Origin of the sequence: Amaricoccus sp. (assembly GCF_036846665.1) — a bacterium.
Taxonomy (GTDB): domain Bacteria; phylum Pseudomonadota; class Alphaproteobacteria; order Rhodobacterales; family Rhodobacteraceae; genus Amaricoccus.
The window spans coordinates 1-22,441 of sequence record NZ_DAIUBO010000039.1 but is presented as its reverse complement, the minus strand read 5'-3'; the positions used below and the strand labels follow the sequence as shown (position 1 = coordinate 22,441).

Here is a 22,441-nt window from a genome sequence, read left to right as displayed (position 1 = left end):
GCCTTTTCCCAGCAGGCCTCGAGCATCGCCTGGCGCCGCGAGGCGTGCCAGCAGTACCAGGCGGCGTCCTCGGTGATCGCCTCGTCGATCGCGGCGCGGATGAAGCCGTCGTAGAGCTCGGCGCCCTGGCTGCTGTCGTCCCAGGTGACGCCGTAGGAGGGCGACCAATCCTTGTTGCGGGTCGGGTGGTTCGAGCCATCGTAGTCGACGAGATACGGCGGGTCGGTCGCGAACAGCGTCGCCCGCTCGCCGTTCATCAGCCGGCGCACGTCGGTCGCGCTCGTCGAGTCACCGCAGAGCAGCCGGTGGTTGCCGAGCAGCCAGAGGTCGCCCGAACGGGACGCCGGATTGCGCGGCGGCTCGGGGACCACCACCGGCGGGACGCTCGCCCCCTCCGTCGTCTCCGTGCCGCCGACGTTGAAGGCGAGCAGCTGGTCGAGCTCGGCGTCGGAGAAGCCGACGACCGAGAGGTCGAAGTCGTCGGCCGCCAGCTCCTGCAGCTCGGCGGCGAGCAGCGCCTCGTCCCAGGCGCCGAGCTCGGTCAGCTTGTTGTCCGCCAGCCGGTAGGCCCGACGCTGTTCCTCGGTCAGGTGGTCGAGCACGATCACCGGCGCCTCGGTCAGCCCGAGCTGTGCTGCCGCGAGGATGCGCCCGTGGCCGGCGATCACCTCGCCGTCGGACCCGACCAGCACCGGCACCGTCCAGCCGAAGCGGGCCATGCTCCCCGCGATCTTCGCGACCTGGTCCGCGCCGTGCGTCTTGGCATTCCGCGCATAGGGCTTCAGTCGCTCGAGCGGCCATTGCTCGATGCGCTCCGGAGCGAAGCTCAGGGTCATGGGTCGGCACCTTGTGGGCAGGACGGCTGGAGGGCGGGTGGACTCCGAGGGTGGACTCCGCGCTGGATTCCACTGGGTCCGGTGGACTCCTTCAGGGGTCCAGCGGAAGCCACCCCCGGAAGGGGGAAGTCTTTGTTTTGTCGAATATATCAGGCGAGCCGCTGGATTCCGGATGCCGGGCGGCTTCCCAAAATCTTGCGGCTGTCGCTGGCGATGTGGCGCGCTTCGCCCGCCAGCATACGAATGTCGCTAGGGAGGAACCGCGAATTCAGCCTGTTAACGGACGAAGCTCATCCGGCCTGCGGGCAAGGGCTCAGGGAAAACCGTTCGCCAACCCGCAGCCCCGCGTCTTCCCGTGTCGTCTCTCCGGCGCGTGATTTCTCAGCCTAGTGATATCTTGCACGTCTCTCCCCGGAAAACGTAAGCCATTAAAGTGTCTCACAAAATTTTCCATGCGATGACGATTTTCCTTGACGCGTGCCCGCGCGCTTCGACCGCTCCTGCTCGCATCTGCTCTTGCGGATGGCGCCGTGATCAGCCGCATCGGTGGGGGTGCGCGGCCCACCCCGAGGTGAGCCGCGCTGACGCATCACGCCCGGGCGCGCGCGATCACGAAGTCCCGGCTCCGCTTCGGCTTCGCCTGCCGGCCGTTCAGCCGCCAGACAATCAGGCTTAGGGCGTACTCCCATCGCCGGTGCGCCGTGGCCCGGCTGACGCCGAACCGGTGGCAGATCTCCTTCCACCGAACGCCCTCGGCTCGCGCCCACATCAGATGGGCGTCGTCGCGCTCGAGGAAGCGGTTCCAGGTAATCGTCTCCTCCATGCGGCTGATCGCGGCCGGGCTCGGTGGTGGCCGGCGCATCGGTACGGGCTCGGCGCCAACCATGTCTGCGAAGCGGCGCTGGATCTCCGGCCAGGTGCTGAAGTAGCCGCGCACCCGGACCGGCGGCAGCTGCTTCAGCACGTCGGCAGCCTCGGTGATCCGCTCCTCGACCATGTCGCGGGTCCACTCAGCCATGCTGCACCTCCGGGCGCTTGCCGTAGAGCTTCTCGCCGAGCTGGCGGACGAGCTCGCGCTCGGGCCAGCTCAGCCGCTCGTCGTCCACCGCGACGGCCAGCACACCCTGCTCGCGCCAGCCGTCGCGCTTGACCTGGTCGGGCGAGCGACGCTCGCCGCCGTAGCCGCGGGGGTGGAAGCGCATCCCGTTCACGACCGCACCTCCTGCAGCACCGCGGCATAGCCGGCGACGTCGAGGATCGAGTCCGCGTGCGCCGGATCATGGCCGAGCCGGGCGAGCTTCAGGTCGATCAGGCAGAGGACCACCTGCGCCGGCGTCACCGGACGCCTGAGGGTGATCGACCAGCGGGCGGCGACGGCCGCCATGGACGTGGCCGGATCGCCGTAGGCGCGGCGCCGCTGGCCAACCACGCGCGCCGCCTGCCGCAGCATTGTCTCGCCCTTCACCGGACACCTCCGCGGGTGTCGAGCGCCCAGCAGAGGATCGCGAGCGCGTCTGCCTCGTTGTCGTCGGTGGGGTTGAACCCGCGCGCACGAGCCGCGGAAATCATCGCCGCCTTGCCGGCATTGCCGCTGCCGGTGGCGTGGCGCTTGATCGTCCCGACCGGCACGCCCTGATAGGGCACGCCGCGGAGCTCGGCCCACGCGGTGAGCACCGCCATCAGCCCGCCATAGACGTGGGCGGCGTCGGTGCCCGCATGACGCCGGACCTCTTCGTACCAGATCGCGCCGATCGGCCCGCTCAGCTGGTCGAGCTCGGTCAGCCAGTTGGTGAAGCGCAGGTAACGCATGCCGCCACCGTCGTAGCGGCTGGGGCGGAACGACACCGTGCCGCTGGTGATCAGGCCATCGTGCGCGCGCAGCGCCCAGCCGGTGGTGGTGCCGAGATCGAGCGCGAGCATCGTCGAGCTCGGCTCGTGCTGCGCAGCCAGTGGCTGCGAAGGAAGGCGCTCCTGCGCCAATGCGTGGGTCATCATGACCTCCTCGTGGTTCGAGCGGCTGGGGCAGATGCGGCATCCGGCGAGGACTGCGGCGATCGCCCGAACCAGGGTTCGGTCAGGTGAGTTCGGGGACGCGTCGGCGGAATCCGCCGCACGCGCGAAAGCTTCAGCAGCTTCAAGGCGACCAGCGGCAGCGCCGGACCGCCTAACCCTTTGGTTTCTATAGATATAGTATATATAATTCAAATAATTCATTCTTTTATTATGGGTATCTCCAATGGTGTGCGCGTGTGTGGTGTGTACGCGCCCGCGCGAAAGATTGAGACTTTGAGGGATTCGGATTCCCTCAAGCGGATCAACGGCTTGGGAAAGCCTCGCCTGTTGAGGGCATCGCCCCGGCGTGAAGGAGCTCATGCTGCGTCGCCATCGAGGGCGACGAGCACGACCGTGTGCTTCGTGGCCGAGGGCCGGAGCCGGGTCGTCAGCAGCCCGGCCTCGGCCAGCGTCACGAGCTGCTCGTCGCGGGTCCGGCGGTCGAGGAACTGGGTCTTACGGGTCAGCTCGGTCTTCGTCAGGCCGCCCGGGCCGGCCCTGCGGATGATGTCGAGCACCCTCTTGTGGTTGCGCTCGATCTCGTTGTCGGCGACATGGCGCTCGACGGCGCGCATCGTGTTCCTGGCAAAGCTCCGCACGAAGCCGATCGCCCATTCCGCATCGCCGAGAGTGATTGCCGGCGCGACGGGATCGCGGCTCACCGCGGCAACGAGCGCGAGCTTCTGCGCGTTCTCGCTGACCCGGGCCAGCACCGCGGTATGCCCGGTGCCCCGGGCCTGGCGCAGCTCGCGCGTGATCTCCGAACCGAGATCGCTGAAGGCATCGCTGGCCTCCTGCGTCATCGGCACGGTCATCGGTTCGACCGCGGTGGTGGTGCCGGCGCCGAGCCCGGCGAGATTGCCGGAGGGCACATGGCCACCACCGGCAGCGACGAGGCGGAGCCGCTCGACGAGCCCGGCCGGCGCAGTGCGGATGCCGCGCCCTAACGCCTCCTCAGGATAGTCGTCCTCGGTCGGCAGGATGATGAACCGGGCGAGCGAGCCGTCAACCACGTTCGCCGACTGCAGCGCGTTCCAGAAGTGGAGCGGCGTGGTCGTGCCGTAGACGCAGAGGCAGGGCTGGACGATGTCGCGCCGGTCGTTGCGGCCGTCGTGGTTGGCGTACTCGGCGCCGAGGAACACGCTGCCGGCGGCGGTGTAGAGCTCGGTCATGTTGTCGAGGATCTCGGTGATGTGCCGCGGGCTGCGCTTCCGGTCGGCGGCGGCCGAGAGGAACATGCCGAACTCGTCGATCTGCAGCAGCAGCGCCGGCTGGCGATGCAGCGCGGTCAGGAGCCCGGCGCCCGAGGCGATCTTGTTGCCGCCGAGGTGCTGGGCGAGCCCCGCCTCGAAGAACAGCTCGTTGACGATTTCGCGGGCGTGGTTCTTGCCCGAGCCGCTGTCGGCGACCCCGACGACGTAGAGGTTGCTGCGCAGGTTGGTCTCGGTGCGGTACTTTCGGCCCATGAGCGCGCCGAGCGCGCAGAGGCTGGCGCCGAGCGACAGCAGCGGCTGCGGCCGGCGTGCGGTCGAGACCATGTAGTCGACCATCCCGGCCAGGATGCCCTCGGGCACGCGCAGCTCGAACGGGGGCTGCGCGGGCGGTGTGGATGGAGCGGACGCCTGCACGCTGGCGAGCAGCGCGGCCGCAGGATGCACGGCGTCGACCGGCGCGGCGCCGTCCAGCACCAGCGCCGAATCGGGCTTCCAGCCGCGCTCCATGGCAACGTGGTAGATCGTGCCGGCGCCGATCCGCTCGGCCTTCAGCCCGTCCCAGGTCTTCGCGGTGAACGCCGCATCGTCCTTGCCCGACTGCGCCGACCACGAGGCGAAGAGATCACGACCTGCGCCGCCCAGCGCCCCCTTCAGCGCCAGCCCGATGCGCACCCAGCTGTCGTAGTCGAGATCGGCGTTCGGGATCCACGCGAGCGCCTCGCGGATCGCGATGAGCGTTCCCGCCTGGGAGTGCGACGGGCCTGCGCCGACCGACGGCGCTGCGCTGAGCCGCGCCGGCTTCAGATGGTCGGGCACGAGCGTCAGCGCCTCGTCGACGAACGCGCGCGCCATCGCCTCGTCGACCGTTGGGAGCCCCTCGATGTCGAGGTCGGCGAGGCTCTCCTCGGGCCACTCGTAGGGCCGGCCAATGTCCGGGTGGATCGCGTGCGCGACGAACTGCTGGCCGAGCCCGAGCACCTCGAGCGGCGCACGGCGGATGCCGGCGAAGGGCTGGAGCGTCCGATAGACCAACAACCGCTTCGGCGCGCGGCCGATGCGCAGCGCCGGCGTGTCGCCGAGCCGGGCGCGGGCGAGCCGCTCGAGCGCGAGCGCGAGATCGGCGTCCACGATGTCAATGTCGATGCCGACGACCGGTCCGCACAGGATGCCGACCCCAGCATCCGGCCAGGTCTGCCAGATGCCGAGCTCGTGCTCGGTCGTCGGGCGCTCGGCGTGGCGGGTCCAGTCGGGATAGTCCGACCACGCGCCGCCCCGGAAGCGCCCGGGCTTCTTCGTGCCCGGCATGATGGGAAGGATGGGATAGCCGTTGGTGACGAGCCGCGGGCCGAACCGCTCCATGAAGCTCTGGTCGGTCATCAGTAGGGGATCCTTTCCGCCATGCCGTCGAGCCGGGTGCGGTCCTGGGCCGCTAGCTCGCGCAGGGTGTCGCAGTAGCCGGTGACGACGATCAGCTGCCGCCACTCGGCGGGGCTCAGCGTCGCGAGGTCGGACCTGGCTAGGGACTCCAGGTACTCGCCGGCCGCGTCGCCGCCGGCCGCCATGGCGGCCTGCTCGTTGGGGGTGGGGTCGATCATGCCGCGTCTCCGATGGCAGATGTCCTGGCAGGCCCGGCTGCAGAGCCGGCGGCGGGTGTGGTCGCGACGGCAGTCGCTGGCCCGGTAGCGGGCGTCGAACCAGCCGAAGCCGCGGGCTTCGCGGTGGCATACGGCGCAGAGGCCGAGCATGGGGCGAACCTCACGCTGACGATCTCGGTGAAGCGGCCCTGCGGCCGCACGGCGATCTCGCGGGGGGCGGCGATCTGGCGCGACCAGGCCAGCGCCTCGGTGACGGTGCGCGGCACCGGCATTCCGGGTGCGCGCTGGCGCCACCAGGCGACCGCCTTCTGCCGGGCGTAGCCGGTGTGCTCGAAGCAGACCCACTCGCGGTGGCGCACCAGCCCGCACCGGTAGTCGACCTGCAAGGTCGGCCGGCTGCCGGCCTTCTCATGCGCGCGGTAGCCGACGCTGTCGACCTGCACCCACTGCGGCTTGCCGGTGGTCAGGATCGCGAGCGTCGAGGCCTCCCGCTCGACCTGGACCTTCGGTGGCGGGAAGGCGTGCCCGCAGTCCGGGCAGACCCGCACCGCCGTCGCGAGAATGCTCTGGCATTCCGGGCAGACCTTGCACGGCGCCTCCCCCTCGCCGGCGCCGGGGCGCTTCGGCTTGACCGCATCGATCGGCCCGTGCCGGGCGACGTTGCCGGCGAAGTCGAGCACCAGGCAGTCGGCCTTGCCGGGCGCGAGACGGGTGCCGCGGCCGGCCATCTGCACATAGAGCCCGGTCGACTTCGTCGGCCGCAGCATGGCGATGAGATCGACGCCGGGTGCGTTGAAGCCGGTGGTCAGCACGCCCATCGAGGCGAGCGCCCTGATCTCGCCACGCTTGAAGGCGGCGATCGTGCGATCCCGCTCGGGCTTCGGGGTGTCGCCGAAGATGGTCGCGGCGGAGAAGCCGCGGGCACGGATCGCCTCGGCGACGTGGGTCGCATGTTCGACGCCGGCGCAGAAGGCGAGCCAGCTCTTCCGGTCGGCGCCGAGCCGCACCACCTCGTCGATCGCCGCCTCGGTGATCTCGGGCAGATCGACCGCGGCCTGCAGCTGGCTCGGGATAAACTCGCCGCCGCGGCTACCGACGCCGGAGACATCGAGCCTGGTCTCGGCCGCCTTGCTGACCAGCGGACAGAGGAAGCCGTCGTCGATCAGCTGCCGCACCGAGACCTCGAAGGCGATGTCGGTAAAGAGCGCGCCCTTGCCCTCGTGCAGCATGCCGCTGTCGAGGCGGTAGGGTGTGGCGGTGAAGCCGATCACCTTCAGCTGCGGGTTGATGCGGGCGAGCGTGTCGAGGAAGCGGCGGTACATGGTGTCGGAGGCGGCCGGGATCAGGTGCGCCTCGTCGATGAGCACCAGATCGCACTGCTGCACGTCGTAGGCGCGGCGATGGATCGACTGGATGCCGGCGAAGAGGATGCGGGCGCCGAGGTCACGCCGGCCGAGCCCCGCCGAGTAGATGCCTGCCGGCGCGTCGCGCCAGAGGCCGATCAGCTCTGCGTGGTTCTGCGCGATCAGCTCGCGGACATGCGTCACGATCAGGATGCGCTGGTCCGGCCAGGCCTTCAGCACGCCCTCGACGAAGGCGGCCATCACCAGGCTCTTGCCGCCAGCGGTCGGAATCACGATCAGCGGATGGCCGGTGTTCTCCGCGAAGTAGCCGTAGATCGCGTCGATGGCGGCCTGCTGGTAGGGACGCAGCGTCAGCATGCCACCGCCTCCGCCCGCGCGTCATTGATCCACGTGCGGCCGTCGCGCATGCGGTAGACGACATGATCATCGCCGGCATCGACCACTTCGCCGGGCACCAGGTCGGGGATGAAGAGGTGCTGCGCGCAGGCCTGCCGCTGGGTCTCGACGTCGAGCCCCTGGTCCCAGCGGGCGCAGCGCCAGCCACCCTCGACCGGGGTCGAATGCAGGCACGAGCGGCAGCTGACCGCCGCCGCCGCTTCGCCATGACAGAGGTCGTGGTGGTCGCAGAACCGGCACTCGAACCAGGTGGGGTCTTCGGAGATTCGCACCGGCGGCCGGGTGGCATGGATCACGCGGTCTGCCTTGGCCAGCAGTCGCTCGGCCGCGTCGGTGTCTGCGCGGACCCGCTCGACGTAGACGTCGTCGGTGTCCTTGCAGACCGCGAGGTACATGGCCCGGGTCAGCCCGGTCAGGTGCATGTAGACCTGCATCTGCGCCCAGTGCTGGGGCTTGGCGTCCGCCACGCCCTTCGCGACCAGCTCGCGGAAGCTCTTCGCCGAGTGGGTCTTGAACTCGAGCACGTGCCAGGTCTTCGGCGCCTCGATGAGGCCGAGGGCGACGGCGTCGAGCGAGCCGCCGAAGTGGCCGCCGTGCGCCTCGACCCGCCACTGCCGGCCGGTCTCGGGATCGAGTTCCAGCACGGTCGCGCCGATGCGGCGGAGGTTGCGCACCAGCCGCGCCTCCTCGAGCTGGCCGGTCTCGAAGAGCCTGAGGATGCGGCCCGGGAATCGCGCCGGCGTCGTCCAGCGGAAGTCGTACCAGAGCGCGCGCTCGCAGGATTTGCCGATCTGCGAGGCACCGAGGTGGGGACGGCGGCCGTCCTCGCGGTCCGCCTCGTAGGCTTCGAGAATCGCGTCGCGGGTCGGCGCCGGGGTCTCGGGAAGCGCGGCCATCACGGCCGCTCCCCTTCGCGTGCGGCGTCGAGCACCCGCGCCCAGCCGGCATCGTCGTAGTCCTCCCGCACCAGCGCAATGATGCGGTCCTTGATCCCGTCCCTCGACCCGGGCAGCGTGGCGACGTGCTCGCGGAGCTCGGCACGCTCGCGCTCGAGGTGCCGCAGCGCGGTCTTCGCCCGGTGGAACCAGTCGGGGTCGATCGGGGTGCGGCTCGCCTGGCGCTTCAGGTCGGCGGCGGCGATCTGGGTGCGGATCGCGGCGATGGCGTCGTCGATCTCGATCAGCCGGGCGCGCGCCTCGGCGCGGGTGGCGGGCAGCTGCGCGGGAGCGGGGCACGCGAGGGATGGGTCGACGTCGTTCAGGTCGATCATGATTCTGCTCGATCAGGTTCGTGGTTGGGGGAGAGGCCGCCCGGGCACCTGGCCCGGGCGTTCCGGATGGATCAGCGCTTCCAGGGAGCGTTGGCGAACCCGCCGGCCGGCGCCGCAGGGCGCGCGGGCTGCGCCGCCGGGGCCGCAGCGGCAGGCGCGGCAGGTCGCGGCTTCGCCGCGGTGGCGGTGGCCTCACGTTCGAGCGGCAGGTAGTGCACCTTGTTGCTCTCGCCGTAGCCGTTCTTCGGCGGCTTGACGGTCACGTCGGCGATCATCGGGATCAGGTGCAGCTCGGCGCTGTCCTGGACCTGCAGCCGCCCGGTGGCGTGGCAGATCGCCGAGAGCGTGCGCTGGGCGATCTCCACGGTCTGGACGCTGGCGTTGACCAGGTTCAGCCGATCGAAGAGCTTTCGCCCGGCGAGCGGACCTTCGAGCACGTCGAGCTCGAGCCAGAGGTACTGCCCCCCGCCGTCCTTGGTCGGGCGCATCTCGCTCGACACGATCTGGACGACATACTTGCCGATGGGGAAGAGCTCGAACCCGGCGGCGGGGTCGACGGTGGTGGCATCGAAGGTGGCGCCAAGATGGGCCATGGGGACGTCTCCTGAGATTGGGGGATCGGGTTGGGATCAGCGCTGCGGCATGGCCGCGGCGAAGGCCGGCCAGTCGAGCGGCAGCACGTCGGGCAGGCCGTAACGGTTCTTGGCGAGGAAGGCCGGGCGCTCCTCGGTGTAGAGGACGCGCTCGCCGCTCCCGAGGGCGCGGGTCACCTTCTTGTTGAACCCGACGTCCGACTTCACGGTGCTGACGCGGTAGTTGGCGAAGAGCACCACGTCCGAGTGCTCCTGCAGCAGCGCCGCGGCGCGGGCGTGCAGCTTGATGACGTAGCGGTCGTAGGGCTCGTGCACCGGGCTGTCGAAGCGCTTGATGTCGGTGTGGGCGATCTGGATCACCGTCATGCCGCGCTCGTTGCGGAGCGCGTTCAGGCCGTCCAGGTACTCCCGCCAGAGGTCGAGCGCGGCGACGTAGCCCTTGCCGTAGCCCGGCTCCTCGATGGAGGCCCACTTGTTGTCATCGCAGACCCGCTTCCAGATCAGCGGCTCGAGCCAGTCGACGCTGTCGATCACCACCGTGCCGAACTCGTGCGACTCGTTGTAGAGCGCGTAGAGCGGCTCCATGACCTCGTCGAAACTGCGCGCGAGCGGGAAGTGCGGCACGGCGAGCGTGCCGAGCCCTTCCTCGGTGGCGACGATCACGGGGCGGTCGGACTTCGCCGCGAAGGTGGTCTTGCCGACGCCGGCGACGCCGTGGATCAGGATGCGCGGCGGGGTGAGCGTGGTGGTCTGCCTCAGCGATGCGAGCGAGATCGCCATCAGCGCGCCTCCTCGACCAGCAGCTCGATCGTGAGCTGGCCGGGCCGAACGGTGCGCGCCGGCTCGAAGCCTTCCCGGATCGCCCGCGGCCAGGCGGCGTAGTTCCGCTCGGCGACGCGATAGGTGACTTCGACGTACTCGCGCACGTCGTCGCCGGCGGCGCGGATGCGCTCGACCATCTGCCCGAGCTTCTCCTGGTCCCAGGCGATCCGCTTCGGCAGGTCGGCGACCACGGTGATGTCGCCATCCCTGAGGCGCACCGTACCGCTGTCCTTGCCGACGGCGCGGCGGGCCGCCGCGATCCGGGCGCCGTACTTCAGCACCAGCGCGCCATCGAGCCGGGCCTTCGCCGCCTTCGCCTGCTTCAGCGCGGCCTCGCTCTCCTGCTGCAGCACGGCGAGCACGTCGCCGGGCAGCGCGGCGATCTCCTGGGGCGGCAGGTCGGGCAGGTCCTGCAGCTGGGGACAGTTGTTCGGGTAGGGCATGGGGGGTCCTTCGTGAGACTGGAGGTTGGGGGTGATCAGGCCGCTTGGGCGTCGACGAGCCGCGCGGCGAGCGAGGGCCCGGCCCGCGTGGGCTTCGGCCGGGCGATAGCGAGATAGCTGTAGTCGTCGGGGCCGTGGCGAAGCTGAACGAGATGGACGAGGCCCTGCTCGGCCGCCCGGTAGGCGCCGTCCGCGAGCGTCCTGAGCGCCGCGCGCTCGGGCTCGGTGAGCGGCGAGAGCGGCGAGAGCGTGTCGGCCACGACGGAGCCGCGGTAGTACTCGAGCCGGTCGCCCGCATCGGCCTGGGCCACCCAGGCGCAGAACTCGATCTCGGTGAAGCGCACCTTCGGCGTGCGGGGGCGCTTGGCGGACTTCATCGCGCGGGGCTTGGTGCGGGGGACTGCCGCGATCATCACGCTGCCCCCGCCAAGCTCGACTGCACCCGCGCACCCGGTTCGGCGGTGCTCGCCCGCAGCTGGTTCCGCTCGTAGGCCTCGACGTCCTCGAGCCGATAGACGACCCGGCCGCCGATCTTGATGAACTGGGGCCCCTCGCCGACCCACCGCCACCTCTCGAGTGTGCGGGGGCTGATGTTCCAGCGGTCGGCGAGCTCCCGCTGCTTCAGGTGTCGGATTGTCATCTCTGCTCCATCGAAACGTTCGCTGCTTCCTCCCGATCCGCTGTGCGGCGAGGAAGTTTGTGCAGTTTCAATGGATTGCGCCGAGACTTATATGGTCAGCGCCGATTTTTCTTGTGACATGCGCGCACGAAAAAGCCCCGGAAAACCGGGGCTCGGGCACGCTCGTTGTGACATTCGCCGCTTAAGCTTGTGACATGGGTTCGGCGAGGGCGTGGAAATCGGCGCGGGCGACCTCGCGCAGCGCCGGGTTGAGTCGGTAGCCTTCGCGCTGCCGGTTCTCGATGAAGTCGTCGGTGCCGAGCACGATGCCCTGATCGACGCCGAGCCTCTCGGACACCAGTGCTCGCACCCGGCGCACCTGCTGGCGCAGCGACGTGTCGTCGATGCCAAGCTCGTCCGCCAGATCCTCGGGCCTGACGAAGGCGACCGCGGCGGGCTCCTTGACCTTGCCGGACCGATGGTTCGGCAGCAGCGCGTGGACGACCCTGAAGTTCGCGCCTTCGAGCGAGAACCCGCCCTTGAAGAGTATCCGCCCTGCCTCGGCATCGACGGCGAACTCGCACACAGGCTTCGACAGGCTGTCCATCAACTGCTTGACCTGCCGATCATAGCTCGGCGGCGCCGGCGCCTCGATCCCACGCCGGCTGAAGCACATCGAGAGCAGCGCCCCGGCGGGGAGCTCGTCCCGCACGAGCTGCGCGCTGTGCCGCTGGAGGCCGCTCTCGATGACCGCCAGGACGTCCTCGGTATGGCGGTGGTAGAGATCGTGGATTCGCGCCGCGGCCGCGTCTGGCGACAGCTCCGGGAAGTAGCTGAGCGCCGCCGCGACCTGGGGGTGATCCGATATGAACCGGCTCCTCGACGACGACGCGAAGGTCTGGAAGAACTTGACGTAGGCGACGGCCATGCGGACATCGCGATCGAGGCTGCGGTCGCCGAGCAGCAGGTCCAGCTCGTACCGCTCGGCAGGATCGAGATCATCGAGGCCGGCCGCCAGGATGCCGAACCGCCGGTCGATGCATTGCGAGCAGGCGCCGCAGTGCCGCCTGTGCCTGGTCCAGTCCCGCGGGCGGGTGCAGCTGCTGGTCGTGGCGAGCAGGTGGCCGAAGCCATGCTCCACGACCTTCCGGGTGACCTCCTTCTTCGTCAGCCACTGGAAGGGCGTCCGGATCGCGATGTCCCGCTCGAGGGCTGCCGAGAAGAGCGCCTCGAAGCCGCGGACGACCTTGGGGTGGGTGGTTCGGGTCGCGCGGGCGCCAAGGACATCCTTCGCGATCGGAAGGTTCAGGCTCACCACACCGTTCTCATAGAACGTGAACCCGTCCCTGTCGAACATCCGGGTCACGACCATCGCCAGGCAGGCGAACAGGAACGAGCGCGTCCTCTGCGTGTACTCGCGCGCCGCGATCCTGGCGTTGGTGACGTTGACCGGGACGTAGAAGATCTTGCCCGCGAGCCCGCCCCGCTTCAGCCCATCGATCAGCTCCTTCTGGATGTTGAAGACCTTCGGAGATGAGTGGTGTCCGACGAGCGCGAGCCGCTTCCGCTCGCCGACGAGGCCATCGACGGCGCCGGCGAATGAATCGACCCCGCCCGAGAACAGCGCGACCTCGTCGGGCACGAACGAACCATCGACCAGCTCCGGGAAATACATCTCCCGGTCGGGCAGCCTGCCTGTGGCCTTCACGAAGGAGAACGCGTAGGCGTCGTCGGACAGGAAGCCCAGGGTCTCGCACAGGGCGTCGGTGACGGGGGCATTCGACCAGAGCTCGGGCTGGCGGACCGGGATGGTGAAGTTCATCGCTCGTCGCCAGTCGCGGCCGTGTTCGGTGAGCTTCTCGGAGCCGCGCGACGACTGCTGGTCCGCGCAGTAGACGTAGGCGGCGATCTCGAGCAGGTCGAGAAGCACGTCCGGGACGCTGCTCAGCATCGCCCGGTTGATGTCCGCGATCCTGAGGTTGACGTTGCGCGACGGGCCCTGGACGTCCAGCCGGATCGGCTCGCCGTTCGTGGCCGAGGCCTCGGCGGAGGCCCCGCCGCACACGAAGTCGAAGCTCTTCATTCGGGCTTGTTCCTGATCGACAGCTCTTTCCTGATCTTCTGCAGCGCCACATGCGCGAAGCCGGCCGCATCCTGGCGCGAGATGTCCTTCCCGAGGTGGTAGGCATTGTGCCCGAGCCAGTCCTTGGCGAACGCCCGCATGATGATCGTGGTCTCCTCGCAGTGCCGCCGGATGTCGCGATCGAGAAGCGCCAGGTCTCCGACCGACTGCGCCATCCTCCCGGGTCCGATGTGCTTCGGGGTTTCCCGGTCGAGGAAGTACTGGAGGTTGTGCTCCACGAGGTTCGTGAAGAAGCGCTGGCAGAGATCGCCGAACTTCTCCGGCGCGGCGAGCGTCGCGAGCGTGGTCCTCTCGTCCTCGCGGTTCGGCGCCCAGAGCGCCGGCAGCCGTTCGCGGATCACGCCGTGCAAGGCGGCGATCGCAGCGTGTTTCGCCATTTCGCTGAGATCGGTGACGTTCGGCGCGTGTCGGCGCTGCGCGGCCTCGACGGCGGCGTCCATGCCGACGACCACCTCGGTCACCGAAGGATTGTCGGGAACCGAGACCCCGAGTTCGCGCAAGGCCTCCGCAAATCGCTCCGCCTTCGCCGCCTGCGGGACCTTCAAGAGCAACCAAAGGGCCTCGATGAAGGCGGGGTCCTTCGTGGCGCGCGCCAGCGACTTCTCCGACGCCCCGGCGACGGCATCGGCCAGCTCGGCAACCGAGACGTCGGCTTCCGCCAGGTAGCCCACGATCTCCCCCCACTTCTTCGAGGCGGGAGGCTGGCCAAGCCGGACATGCCCCATGCACAACTACACGCCGAGTGGCGGCTCCACTGAATACCCTCCGGGCGAGTGGCGTTTAGGGGATCTTGCCGTCGCTGTCACGCGGAATTCCATGGCTCTTCGCGAGGCTATGTCGTTCCGGATGGCGCTGATCAAGGTTGGGTCATGCGGCGACGCAGCTCGGTCTCGATCGGTGCCGGGTCGATCCCGAGCGCGGCGAAGCCGGGCAGGCCGGGATCGGCGACATTGTCCTGCCGCATAAGCGCGACTTGGCCCTCGGTGAGCGGCGGGTTGGGCAGCAGCCGGCCGGCCGCGGCGAGCACGTTCCACACCGGGAATGGGACCGGCAGCAGCGGGCGCCGCCGACCGACGTGACGCATGACGAGTTCAAGCAGCGCGCGATAGCTGAGGACCTCCGGGCCGCCGAACTCGTAGGTCGGCGCCGGCAGATCGGAGGCGGTCAACAGGATCGCGACCGCCGCGGCGACGTCCTCGACGTGGACCGGCTGGAGCCGCGTGCTTCCGTCGCCGAACAGCGGGACAACCGGCAGCCGCCGCACCATGCCGACGAGCGTCGTCAGGAACGCATCCTCGGGGCCGAACATCACGCTCGGCCGCACGATCGTCGCGCCGGGAAACACCGCGCGCACCGCGTCCTCGCCTTCGCCGCGGGCGCGGATGTAGGCCGAGGTCGAGCGGGCGTCGGACCCGATACCTGAGATGTGCACCAGGCGATGAAGCCCGGCCTCGGCTGCCGCCCGCGCCAGCCGGCCGGCGCCGTCGACATGGATCGCCTGGTAGGTCGCGTCCCTGCTCTCGACATAGAGCGACAGCGCATTGACCGCGGCGTCGGCGCCGTCGAGCGCGGCCCGGACCGAAGGGGGGTCGCGCAGATCGGCCTGCACCGGACCCGGCGGTCGGCTCCCGTCCCGCCCTCGCTGCGCGCGGGGTGACGCGCGGCGACCCGGACAGTCACGTCGCGCGCCAGCAGGGCATCGACGATGCGCCGGCCGAGGAAGCCGGTGCCGCCGAAGACGGTGACGCAGCTGCACATGGCCCACGCAGTCTGCCACATTCCGGGTGGGGTGGCTCCATGCCCGCCGTACTGGACGCCGATCGTTCGTATGCGTTGCGCTTCGCAGGTTCGCGCAGCCTTTCGCTAACCAACTGATTTTGCTGTAACTCGTCTTCAGGCTGCTCCATCCTGCGCCATGGAGCCGGCAGAATGAACCCCAGCAATCCGAATCGCATGTCGAGCAAGGAGTGCCTCGCCGAGGCCCATCAGCAGACTCGTCTCGCGGCTCTGGCCCGATCTGGACGAGGCCGCCGAGTGGCTGTGACGGCGGCGGCCCTGGCGACCTCGAAGCGATGAAGCCGCCGCGGGTCCGCTGGAACACCACCGAGGCGCGGGTCGAGCGCTTCGTGCGGCTGGCGCAGCGGCTCGAGCTGCCGGTCTACGGCTTCGAGGTCCGCGGGCGCGATGTCACCGTCCTCACGCATCCGCGCGATAACGGAGCGGCGGTGCCCCCGCCGGAGGCTGATCCCGTCGCGCGCTGGTTCAGCGACAACGCGGCGGGCGAACCGGAGACCGCTAGCCTACGAAAAAGGCAATGAATTCAGTGCGGTATTCTCTTGCTAGGCCCGTGGATAAGAGCGTCCGTGTCCGTTGGGGAACGGGGGGATAGGACCTCATGCCGGCACGCTACAACACCATCATCGTCGTCCGAAAGCGGAACGCCCGGGGCGACGAGGTTGAGTACCACACCGTTGGACGGAAGGGCCCGAGCATCTGGCGCACGGGCGAGCCGAACCCGCCCGGAACGCCGGGCTACCAAGCCGCCTACGACGCGGCGACCGGCCTGCGCGCCGTGATCGAGCCGCCGGCGACGGGCCACGGCTGGCACACGGTGAACGACCTGCTCGATGCCTACGAGCGCTCGCGCGAGTTCTGCCGCCTCGCCCCACGCACCCGAACCGACTACCTGAGAGGGCTGGTCGACGTGCGGACGAGGTACGGCAGCGCGCCGCTCGGTGTCGTCAACAGCGTTGCGCTCAAGGGAAACGTGCTCGACTGGATCGAGGTGCGTTGGGCCGGCAAGGTCGCCGACAAGCGCCTCGACCCGTTTAAGTTCGCGCTCAGCTGGGCAACCGGACGCCACCCCGAGCGGGTGCCGGTCAATTATCTGCACGGCATCCCCCGTTTCTACGAGGGCGCGGATCGCGCCGAGATCATCTGGGAGGACGCCGAGGTCGACCTCTTCTGCAGCCGGGCCCCGGAACAGCACGCGGATGCGGTGCGGCTCGCGCGGGAGACCGGCCTGCGCATCGGCGACCTCGTCGAGCTGGAGCGCAGCGAGATCAAGCGCGCGCCTGATGGCAGCCGCGCGATCATCCTGCGTCCGAACAAGCGGCGGCGGCGCATCGTCAACATGCCGCTCACTGCGGCCGCCGAGGCAATCATCGACAAGGCCCCGCTCTCCCGCCGACTGATCCTGAAGCCGATGCGGGCGGACGCGTGGGACCCCGCCCGGCTGTCGCGCGAGGTTCGCGAGTACGCCACCGAGTTCGAGATCCGCCCGGAGCTCCGGTTCAACGACTTGCGCGGGACGAAGGTGACCGAGATGGTCTGGTCGGGTATCAGCGTGCCCGACCTCGCCATCCGCATCGGCTGGAAGATCGAGACCGCCGCGAAGATGCTCGGGGTCTACGCTGCGCTGAACCCTGGTCGGGCCATGGTGGTGGCGCTGCCCGGGGCGGCGAGGCGGGACGAGGCCTCCGGCTGACGCCCGGAGCGGCTTGGCGCCGGACTACGAGCCCGGCGCTGGGTACGAGGCTACCCAACCCGGATTTCTTACTAGGGTAGGTGCATCGGGGCCCTGAACGTCGGAGCTGGACGCCGAAGCTGAGCTGGAGCCGCCGCCGGCGCGTCGTCGCCAAGGCGGAGAGGATGCCGGCGATTAGCTCGATCTGGTCCTGCTGGCGGGAGAGTTCCCGGCCGATGAAGGCGAAGATCGGCGGATCGCCTCGGCGAGGCTGGTCTCGAAATAATCGACATGGTTCCTCGCTCACTTGGCGGTTTCGACGGTCTTTGCCGCCGCGCGCTCAGCGCGGGCGTGGAAGACGAAGCCGAGGAAGTTCAGGAGCACCTGGGCCGCCAGGATCGCGGTCGAGCCGGTCTGGTCGTAGTCGGGCGCTACCTCGACTAGGTCGATGCCGACCACCTCGTGGCTGTTGGCCAGCGCCTGCAGCATCTCCAGCACCTCGTAGTAGAGGAAGCCGCCGTGGCTCGGCGTGCCAGTGCCGGGTGCGATCGACGGGCAGAAGCCGTCGATGTCGAGGGTGACGTAGACCCGCGCCCCGACCGGGATGCGGGCGATCACGCCCTCGGGGCCGAGCTTGCGCATCTGCCGCACCGACAGGATATCCGAGCCCATGGCGCGGGCGGCGTCGTAGCCGTCCTTGGCGGTCGAGGAAACGTTGCGGATGCCGACCTGGGTCAGGCCGGTGACATAGTCCTTCTCGGCGGCGCGGCGCAGCGGGTTGCCGTGGCCGGTGCGCACGCCGTGGCGCTCGTCGACGAAGTCGAGATGGGCGTCGATGTGCAGGATGTGGATCGGGCCGCGGCCCTCGAAGGCGTCGATGCAGGGGATGTTGACCGAATGGTCGCCGCCGATCACCACCGGCAGGGCGCCGGCGTCGAGCGCGGCGCGAACGCCGGTGGCGATGTTGGCATGGCTCTTGGCGGTGTCGGTATGCACGATGTCGGCGTCGCCGAGATCGACGATGCGGACGTCGCCGGCGAGGTAGGTGGCGTCGTCCTCGTGGTCGTAGGCGCCGGCATGGCCAAAGGAGAAGAGCGTTGTGGCCTCGCGGACCGCCCGGGGGCCGAAGCGGGCACCGGAGCGGTACTGGGTTCCGGCGTCGAACGGCGCGCCCAGGACCGCCACGTCGGCGTCGATGGCGCTCCAGTCGGCAACGTAGGGACGCTTTGCGAAGGTGGCGATGCCGACGAAGGGCAGGTTCAGCCGGCCGGTCTGGTAGGAATGTCCGCTCATGGCAGGTGTCCTTTCGAGGAGAGGTGAGGCGTCAGCGGAAGGCGAGGTCCCGCAGGCCGAGGGCGATCCAGGGGAACGCGATGATCAGCACCGCGGCGATCACAAGCATCACCAGGAAGGGCGGCACGCCGCGGATCACCTCGAGGAACGGCCGGCGGAAGACCGCGATGGCGGTGAAGAGGTTGCAGCCGAAGGGAGGGGTCGCTGCGCCGATCGCCACCTGAAGCGTGACGATCACCCCCACCAGCACCGGGTCGAGGCCGGTGGCGGCGACCACGGGGGCAAAGATCGGCACCAGGATCAGCATGACCACGATCGAGTCGACGAACATGCAGCCGATGAAGAAGGCTAGGTTGATCACGATCCAGACCTTGACCGGTCCTGCGCCCTCGAGGCCGATGGCGGCCAGGACCGCCTGCGGCACCTGGGCGTAGGAGATCGTCCAGGAGAAGGCGGCGCCGGCGGCGATCAGGATGAAGACCACTGCGGTCATGGTGCCGGTCGTGAGCGCCACGTCCCAGAGATCGCGCAGGCCGATCGAGCGGAAGACCACGAGCTCGAGCACCACCGCGTAGAGCACGCAGATCGCCGCCGCCTCGGTCGGGCTGAAGACGCCGCCGTAGATGCCACCGACCACGATCGCCGGGAAACCGAGCGGCCATAGCGCGCGGCGGGTGGCGGCAAGGCGCTCGCCCCAGCCGGAGCGCGGTTCGATCGGGATGTTGTGGCGGCGCGCGAACCACCAACAATAGATCGAGAAGAGCACGACGACCAGCAGGCCCGGGCCGATGCCGGCGATGAAGAGCTCCGAGATCGAGGTACCCGAGAGCACGCCGTAGACGATCATGCCGATCGAGGGAGGAATCAGGTAGGCGAGGTCGGCAGCGTTAACGATCAACCCGATGGTGAAGTCATCGCGGTAGCCGGCCTTGAGCATGCGGGGTCGCATCGCTCCGCCGACCGCGACCACCGTCGCCTGGGTCGAGCCGCAGACTGCGCCGAAGAGCGCGCAGGCCGTGGTGACCGAGACGGCGAGACCGCCGCGCAGGTGTCCCATGAAGCGCATCACGAGGTCCACCAGCCGGTCGGCGGAATGGCCGCGAGTGATGATGTCGGCGGCCAGGATGAACATCGGCACCGCCACGAGGGCGCTCGGCTTCACCCCGCCAATCATCTGCTGCACGATCTGCTGCAAGCTGAGGTCGGGCAGGTAGACCAGGAACGCCAGGATCGTCGCCGCGATCAGCGGCATCATCATCGGGTAGCCGGCGACGAGCAGCGCTAGCATTACCGCCATCATCATCATAGTCATCGGGAGGCCTCCGGCGGTTCGGGGGTCGGGGCCGCGACCGGTCCCGGGTGGTCGCGGCTGTAGAGTTCCATGATCGCGGCGAGCTCGGGATCCTCATAGGCGTCGGTCTCGCTGTAGGAGACGAAGACGCCGGGCTCGGTGAGGTTCGCGTTCTTGAATGCGGTAAGCAGGTACTGCAGCCCCGCCAAGGCGAAGCCGATCACCACCCAGACGTAAGTCATCCAGAGCGGCACCAGCAGCGCCGGCGTGACGCGGCCGCGCTGCGCCACTTTCTGGACATACTCGAAGGCGTACCAGGCGAGCAGGAACATTGCCGCGCCGGTCGTGAACGCGATCACGGTCATCAGGATCTTGCGTGCGCGCTCGGGCACCAGGTCATAGAGCGCCGACATGCGGACGTGGCGACCCTTGCGGGTCACATAGCCGAGCCCCACGAAGGTGACCATCACCATCAGGATCTCGTTCACCTCTTCGGTGAAGTAGATGCTCTGCCCGAAGACGTAGCGGCCGAAAACGTTGGCGATGGTGTTGATCGCCATCGCCACCATCGTTCCGCCGACAACGAGGGCCTCGAACATGCCGATGCCGTCGTCGATGCGGGTGAGCAGGCCTCGTCGCGCAGGCGCGGGTGCGGCCATCGGGGTTCCTCCGCTGTCTGTTGCAAAGGGGGGCGGGCCCGCCGGTCACTGGGCGCCGACCTCGGCGAGCAGCGCGTCGAGCAGCTCGGCGCCGCGGTCGCCCGCGACCTCGGCCACCTTCGCGTGCGTCGCCTCGGCCCGGGTGCGGAAGGCGGCGCGCTCCTCTGTGGTCAGTTCGATCATCTGGATGCCGGGCTTGGCAGCCTTGATCTTCTCGAGCTTCTCAGCGTTGAAGCGATCGACCACCGGTACGATGAAGTCGTTAAGGCCGGCGATGGTCTCGTCGACCAGCGCTTGGCGGTCGGGCGAAAGCGTCTCGTACCAGTCAATACCGGCCACGACAGCCGTCACCAGCTCCTGCTCGCCGGCCCAGATCATGTAGTCGGTGACCTCGTAGAACTTCATCTCCTCGATCGCCGGCACCGGGTTCACCTGACCGTCCACCTGCTTGAGCTGGAGCGCGCCGTAGACCTCGCCAAAGGGGATCGGAGTCGGGCTGGCGCCAAGGTCGGAGTATGCCTGCAGGAGCACCGGCGAGACCATGACCCGCATCTTGAAGTTGTCGAAATCCTCGGGGGTGCGGATCTCGCGGTTGGTGGTCCAGACCTGCGGGCCCTCCGAATAGAGCGCGCCGAGCTTCAGCCCCTTGCTCTCAAAGTCGGTGCCTAGCTCGTCGTAGATCACCGGGCTGGTGGCGAGAATCTCGTTCAGCCGCGCCCGGTCGTCAGGAAGAATGTAGTTGAGGAGGAAGATCTGCGACTCCGGCACGATGGTGCCGAGATTGCCGATCGAGACGTTGGCGAACTGAAGCACGCCGTCGGCCGCCTGCTCGACCACCTCGGTCGGCGTTCCGAGCGCGCCGAGCGGGTAGATCGTCACGGTGACTTCGCCGTCGGTGGCCTCCTCGACGCGCTTCTTGAACTCCTGGGCGTAGGTGTCCATGATCGAACCAGGGATCTCCTCGATGGCGAACTTCCATTCCTCCGCCCCGGCGGTGCCGGCGAGGAGCGAGGCGATGGTGGCAAGCGCGGTGACGTCGAGAAGTCGGGGCATGTGGTCGATTCCCTGCTGAGGTGGCGGCCTGCGCCGGCCGCGGCCTCGGTACAGTGGCTTGCGCGCTTGCATGGATAAACTTGAAGTTCATGATGTCCACATCGGTTTTCGTGATGTACGTTTGCCGAGGGAGGCGCGGTGCGGATCAGCGACTTCACCCTGCGCAACCTGCGCACCTTCTGCGCCGTGACCGAGCACGGCGGCTTTCTCGCGGCGCAGGCGGTGCTCGGCATGAGCCAGCCGGCGATCAGCGCCCACATCAAGGACTTGGAGGTGTCGCTCGGCTTCCCGCTCTGTCGCCGCGGTCGCGGCGGCTTCGCGCTGACCGAGAAGGGCGCGGAGGTCTACGCGCGCGCCAGGGAGATGCTGTCCAGGGTCGAGGACTGCGAGTCGCGGCTCGGCGAGCTGCGCCAGGCGCTCACCGGCCACCTGCGCATCGGGCTCGTCGACAGCGAGGCCGCCAACCCGGGGCTGCCCGTCGCCGACGCCATCCGCCGCTTCTTCTCGCGCGACCAGGACGTGCAACTCACCTTTGAGATTGGCACCCCCGACGTGCTAGAGAAGGCGCTATTGGTCGGCGATCTGCAGCTCGCTATCAGCCCGTTCCCGACCCGGCTGCCCAATATCGACTATCGCCCGGTCTACGAGGAGGTCCATGCACTCTATTGCGGCCGAAACCACCCGCTGTTCGACGTGGGCCCGGACGCCGTCACCTTGGCCGAGCTCGCCCGCCACCCGATGACGGTGCGCCCCTACCTGCGCCGTGCCGAACTCGCCGCTTGGGACGCGCCGCGCATCGTGGCCGCGGCGTCGAACATGGAGGCCCAGGCGATCCTGATCGCCAGCGGCTGCTTCCTCGGCTTCTTGCCCACCCACTACGCCCGGCCTTGGGTGGAGGCAGGCGAGATGCGCCCCATTGACCACCTCGGCCTCGCCTGGCGCTCTCCCTTTCAGGTCGCGACCCGCGTCCGGCCCGACCCGCCGCAGATCGTGCGGCTATTTCTGCAGGATCTCCAGTCGGCCGTCGACGCGGCGTCAGGGCCCGCTCGCTCGCGGTGAAGCGTCCCGAGGCGCTGATGGGAGCGAAAGCCGCCGCTCATGGTTCGAGTCACCCTGGGTCCCGAGCGGGATCTCGATTCCAGCCAAGGGTTGAATCGCTCACCTTTGTGCCTAAACTCAACCGGAACGGGACGTGAACCGAGAGGGCAGAAAAAGGGCAGAAAAAGGGCAGAAAATGGCGGGACCAACGAACCGCGTCCGCAGCTTTCTTTGTGATATCAGGATGTTAGGCTGGCTGGGGAACCTGGATTCGAACCAGGACTAACGGAGTCA

Annotated in this window: 24 protein-coding genes and 1 pseudogene; 3 read left to right on the top strand and 22 right to left on the bottom strand. The window is 68.9% G+C overall.

What is annotated here, in order from left to right; genetic code table 11:
- From V7050_RS05990 to V7050_RS05905, 18 genes and pseudogenes are all read right to left on the bottom strand, one after another.
- Nucleotides 1–836, bottom strand: a pseudogene (locus tag V7050_RS05990) (ParB N-terminal domain-containing protein); the annotation flags it as partial.
- Nucleotides 837–1,425: 589 nt separating this feature from the next.
- On the bottom strand, nt 1,426–1,854 hold the full coding sequence (locus tag V7050_RS05985; RefSeq protein WP_324367830.1) for a DUF6362 family protein: 429 nt from the start codon (nt 1,852–1,854) through the stop codon (nt 1,426–1,428).
- On the bottom strand, nt 1,847–2,038 hold the full coding sequence (locus V7050_RS05980) for a hypothetical protein (protein WP_324367859.1): 192 nt from the start codon (nt 2,036–2,038) through the stop codon (nt 1,847–1,849). The genes V7050_RS05985 and V7050_RS05980 overlap by 8 nt, the downstream gene beginning before the upstream one ends.
- A gap of 5 nt (nt 2,039–2,043) precedes the next feature.
- Complete coding sequence (locus V7050_RS05975) at nt 2,044–2,301, bottom strand: DUF6378 domain-containing protein (protein WP_324367832.1); 258 nt, start codon at nt 2,299–2,301, stop codon at nt 2,044–2,046.
- Complete coding sequence (locus tag V7050_RS05970; RefSeq protein WP_442885604.1) at nt 2,298–2,828, bottom strand: crossover junction endodeoxyribonuclease RuvC; 531 nt, start codon at nt 2,826–2,828, stop codon at nt 2,298–2,300. The genes V7050_RS05975 and V7050_RS05970 overlap by 4 nt, the downstream gene beginning before the upstream one ends.
- 377 nt (nt 2,829–3,205) lie before the next feature.
- Nucleotides 3,206–5,479, bottom strand: coding sequence for a PriCT-2 domain-containing protein (locus V7050_RS05965; RefSeq protein ID WP_324367834.1), 2,274 nt, complete (start codon nt 5,477–5,479; stop codon nt 3,206–3,208).
- Nucleotides 5,479–5,697, bottom strand: a complete 219-nt coding sequence (locus V7050_RS05960) for a DUF6511 domain-containing protein (RefSeq protein WP_324367836.1) — start codon at nt 5,695–5,697, stop codon at nt 5,479–5,481. Before V7050_RS05960 ends, V7050_RS05965 begins: the two co-directional genes overlap by 1 nt.
- Nucleotides 5,694–7,418, bottom strand: a complete 1,725-nt coding sequence (locus tag V7050_RS05955) for a DEAD/DEAH box helicase (protein ID WP_324367838.1) — start codon at nt 7,416–7,418, stop codon at nt 5,694–5,696. Before V7050_RS05955 ends, V7050_RS05960 begins: the two co-directional genes overlap by 4 nt.
- Nucleotides 7,412–8,353 carry a PD-(D/E)XK nuclease family protein gene (locus V7050_RS05950; RefSeq protein WP_324367840.1) on the bottom strand — a complete coding sequence of 314 codons (942 nt, stop codon included), beginning with the start codon at nt 8,351–8,353 and terminating at the stop codon, nt 7,412–7,414. Before V7050_RS05950 ends, V7050_RS05955 begins: the two co-directional genes overlap by 7 nt.
- Nucleotides 8,353–8,727, bottom strand: coding sequence for a hypothetical protein (locus tag V7050_RS05945; protein ID WP_324367842.1), 375 nt, complete (start codon nt 8,725–8,727; stop codon nt 8,353–8,355). The genes V7050_RS05950 and V7050_RS05945 overlap by 1 nt, the downstream gene beginning before the upstream one ends.
- 71 nt (nt 8,728–8,798) lie before the next feature.
- Nucleotides 8,799–9,320 (bottom strand): DUF669 domain-containing protein, encoded by a 522-nt coding sequence (locus tag V7050_RS05940; RefSeq protein ID WP_324367845.1) that lies wholly within the window; start codon nt 9,318–9,320, stop codon nt 8,799–8,801.
- Between the two features lie 36 nt (nt 9,321–9,356).
- On the bottom strand, nt 9,357–10,100 hold the full coding sequence (locus V7050_RS05935) for an ATP-binding protein (protein WP_324367847.1): 744 nt from the start codon (nt 10,098–10,100) through the stop codon (nt 9,357–9,359).
- Nucleotides 10,100–10,585 carry a hypothetical protein gene (locus V7050_RS05930; protein WP_324367848.1) on the bottom strand — a complete coding sequence of 162 codons (486 nt, stop codon included), beginning with the start codon at nt 10,583–10,585 and terminating at the stop codon, nt 10,100–10,102. Before V7050_RS05930 ends, V7050_RS05935 begins: the two co-directional genes overlap by 1 nt.
- Nucleotides 10,586–10,620: 35 nt before the next feature.
- Nucleotides 10,621–10,998 carry a hypothetical protein gene (locus V7050_RS05925; RefSeq protein WP_324367850.1) on the bottom strand — a complete coding sequence of 126 codons (378 nt, stop codon included), beginning with the start codon at nt 10,996–10,998 and terminating at the stop codon, nt 10,621–10,623.
- The gene (locus V7050_RS05920) at nt 10,998–11,225 is read right to left on the bottom strand and encodes a helix-turn-helix transcriptional regulator (RefSeq protein ID WP_324367853.1); all 228 of its coding nucleotides are present in this window, start codon (nt 11,223–11,225) and stop codon (nt 10,998–11,000) included. Before V7050_RS05920 ends, V7050_RS05925 begins: the two co-directional genes overlap by 1 nt.
- 181 nt (nt 11,226–11,406) lie before the next feature.
- Nucleotides 11,407–13,287: a 7-cyano-7-deazaguanine synthase gene (locus V7050_RS05915; RefSeq protein ID WP_324367855.1), complete on the bottom strand. Its 1,881-nt coding sequence runs from the start codon at nt 13,285–13,287 to the stop codon at nt 11,407–11,409.
- Entirely contained in the window at nt 13,284–14,018 is a 735-nt protein-coding gene (locus tag V7050_RS05910) for a hypothetical protein (RefSeq protein ID WP_324367857.1), read from the bottom strand. The genes V7050_RS05915 and V7050_RS05910 overlap by 4 nt, the downstream gene beginning before the upstream one ends.
- A gap of 185 nt (nt 14,019–14,203) precedes the next feature.
- Entirely contained in the window at nt 14,204–14,956 is a 753-nt protein-coding gene (locus tag V7050_RS05905) for a complex I NDUFA9 subunit family protein (RefSeq protein WP_324369375.1), read from the bottom strand.
- Between the two features lie 463 nt (nt 14,957–15,419).
- Here V7050_RS05905 and V7050_RS05900 point away from each other — a divergent pair, with 463 nt between their 5' ends.
- Both V7050_RS05900 and V7050_RS05895 read left to right on the top strand, forming a co-directional pair.
- The gene (locus V7050_RS05900; RefSeq protein WP_324369374.1) at nt 15,420–15,665 is read left to right on the top strand and encodes a hypothetical protein; all 246 of its coding nucleotides are present in this window, start codon (nt 15,420–15,422) and stop codon (nt 15,663–15,665) included.
- A gap of 77 nt (nt 15,666–15,742) precedes the next feature.
- Nucleotides 15,743–16,834, top strand: a complete 1,092-nt coding sequence (locus V7050_RS05895; RefSeq protein ID WP_324369372.1) for a tyrosine-type recombinase/integrase — start codon at nt 15,743–15,745, stop codon at nt 16,832–16,834.
- A 282-nt stretch (nt 16,835–17,116) separates the two neighbouring features.
- Here V7050_RS05895 and speB read toward each other — a convergent pair whose 3' ends face one another.
- From speB to V7050_RS05875, 4 genes are read right to left on the bottom strand one after another with little or no spacing between them, the layout of a single operon-like run.
- Nucleotides 17,117–18,106: an agmatinase gene (gene speB / locus V7050_RS05890; protein ID WP_324369370.1), complete on the bottom strand. Its 990-nt coding sequence runs from the start codon at nt 18,104–18,106 to the stop codon at nt 17,117–17,119.
- Between the two features lie 31 nt (nt 18,107–18,137).
- The gene (locus V7050_RS05885) at nt 18,138–19,418 is read right to left on the bottom strand and encodes a TRAP transporter large permease (RefSeq protein ID WP_324369368.1); all 1,281 of its coding nucleotides are present in this window, start codon (nt 19,416–19,418) and stop codon (nt 18,138–18,140) included.
- Complete coding sequence (locus V7050_RS05880; RefSeq protein WP_324369365.1) at nt 19,415–20,056, bottom strand: TRAP transporter small permease; 642 nt, start codon at nt 20,054–20,056, stop codon at nt 19,415–19,417. The genes V7050_RS05885 and V7050_RS05880 overlap by 4 nt, the downstream gene beginning before the upstream one ends.
- 45 nt (nt 20,057–20,101) lie before the next feature.
- The gene (locus V7050_RS05875) at nt 20,102–21,109 is read right to left on the bottom strand and encodes a TRAP transporter substrate-binding protein (protein ID WP_324369363.1); all 1,008 of its coding nucleotides are present in this window, start codon (nt 21,107–21,109) and stop codon (nt 20,102–20,104) included.
- 138 nt (nt 21,110–21,247) lie between these two features.
- Between V7050_RS05875 and V7050_RS05870 the strand changes: the two genes are divergently transcribed.
- The gene (locus V7050_RS05870) at nt 21,248–22,168 is read left to right on the top strand and encodes a LysR family transcriptional regulator (protein ID WP_324369361.1); all 921 of its coding nucleotides are present in this window, start codon (nt 21,248–21,250) and stop codon (nt 22,166–22,168) included.
- The last annotated feature ends 273 nt before the right edge of the window (nt 22,169–22,441 follow it).

Excerpts from the sequence above, each read along its gene's own strand:
- V7050_RS05935 (WP_324367847.1), bottom strand. The coding sequence starts at position 10,100 with ATGGCGATCTCGCTCGCATCGCTGAGGCAGACCACCACGCTCACCCCG.
- speB (WP_324369370.1), bottom strand. The coding sequence starts at position 18,106 with ATGAGCGGACATTCCTACCAGACCGGCCGGCTGAACCTGCCCTTCGTC.
- V7050_RS05955 (WP_324367838.1), bottom strand. The coding sequence starts at position 7,418 with ATGCTGACGCTGCGTCCCTACCAGCAGGCCGCCATCGACGCGATCTAC.
- V7050_RS05920 (WP_324367853.1), bottom strand. The coding sequence starts at position 11,225 with ATGACAATCCGACACCTGAAGCAGCGGGAGCTCGCCGACCGCTGGAAC.
- V7050_RS05940 (WP_324367845.1), bottom strand. The coding sequence starts at position 9,320 with ATGGCCCATCTTGGCGCCACCTTCGATGCCACCACCGTCGACCCCGCC.
- V7050_RS05925 (WP_324367850.1), bottom strand. The coding sequence starts at position 10,998 with ATGATCGCGGCAGTCCCCCGCACCAAGCCCCGCGCGATGAAGTCCGCC.
- V7050_RS05980 (WP_324367859.1), bottom strand. The coding sequence starts at position 2,038 with ATGCGCTTCCACCCCCGCGGCTACGGCGGCGAGCGTCGCTCGCCCGAC.
- V7050_RS05960 (WP_324367836.1), bottom strand. The coding sequence starts at position 5,697 with ATGATCGACCCCACCCCCAACGAGCAGGCCGCCATGGCGGCCGGCGGC.
- V7050_RS05965 (WP_324367834.1), bottom strand. The coding sequence starts at position 5,479 with ATGACCGACCAGAGCTTCATGGAGCGGTTCGGCCCGCGGCTCGTCACC.
- V7050_RS05875 (WP_324369363.1), bottom strand. The coding sequence starts at position 21,109 with ATGCCCCGACTTCTCGACGTCACCGCGCTTGCCACCATCGCCTCGCTC.
- V7050_RS05970 (WP_442885604.1), bottom strand. The coding sequence starts at position 2,828 with ATGACCCACGCATTGGCGCAGGAGCGCCTTCCTTCGCAGCCACTGGCT.
- V7050_RS05945 (WP_324367842.1), bottom strand. The coding sequence starts at position 8,727 with ATGATCGACCTGAACGACGTCGACCCATCCCTCGCGTGCCCCGCTCCC.
- V7050_RS05885 (WP_324369368.1), bottom strand. The coding sequence starts at position 19,418 with ATGACTATGATGATGATGGCGGTAATGCTAGCGCTGCTCGTCGCCGGC.
- V7050_RS05880 (WP_324369365.1), bottom strand. The coding sequence starts at position 20,056 with ATGGCCGCACCCGCGCCTGCGCGACGAGGCCTGCTCACCCGCATCGAC.
- V7050_RS05950 (WP_324367840.1), bottom strand. The coding sequence starts at position 8,353 with ATGGCCGCGCTTCCCGAGACCCCGGCGCCGACCCGCGACGCGATTCTC.
- V7050_RS05985 (WP_324367830.1), bottom strand. The coding sequence starts at position 1,854 with ATGGCTGAGTGGACCCGCGACATGGTCGAGGAGCGGATCACCGAGGCT.
- V7050_RS05915 (WP_324367855.1), bottom strand. The coding sequence starts at position 13,287 with ATGAAGAGCTTCGACTTCGTGTGCGGCGGGGCCTCCGCCGAGGCCTCG.
- V7050_RS05930 (WP_324367848.1), bottom strand. The coding sequence starts at position 10,585 with ATGCCCTACCCGAACAACTGTCCCCAGCTGCAGGACCTGCCCGACCTG.
- V7050_RS05895 (WP_324369372.1), top strand. The coding sequence starts at position 15,743 with ATGCCGGCACGCTACAACACCATCATCGTCGTCCGAAAGCGGAACGCC.
- V7050_RS05900 (WP_324369374.1), top strand. The coding sequence starts at position 15,420 with ATGAAGCCGCCGCGGGTCCGCTGGAACACCACCGAGGCGCGGGTCGAG.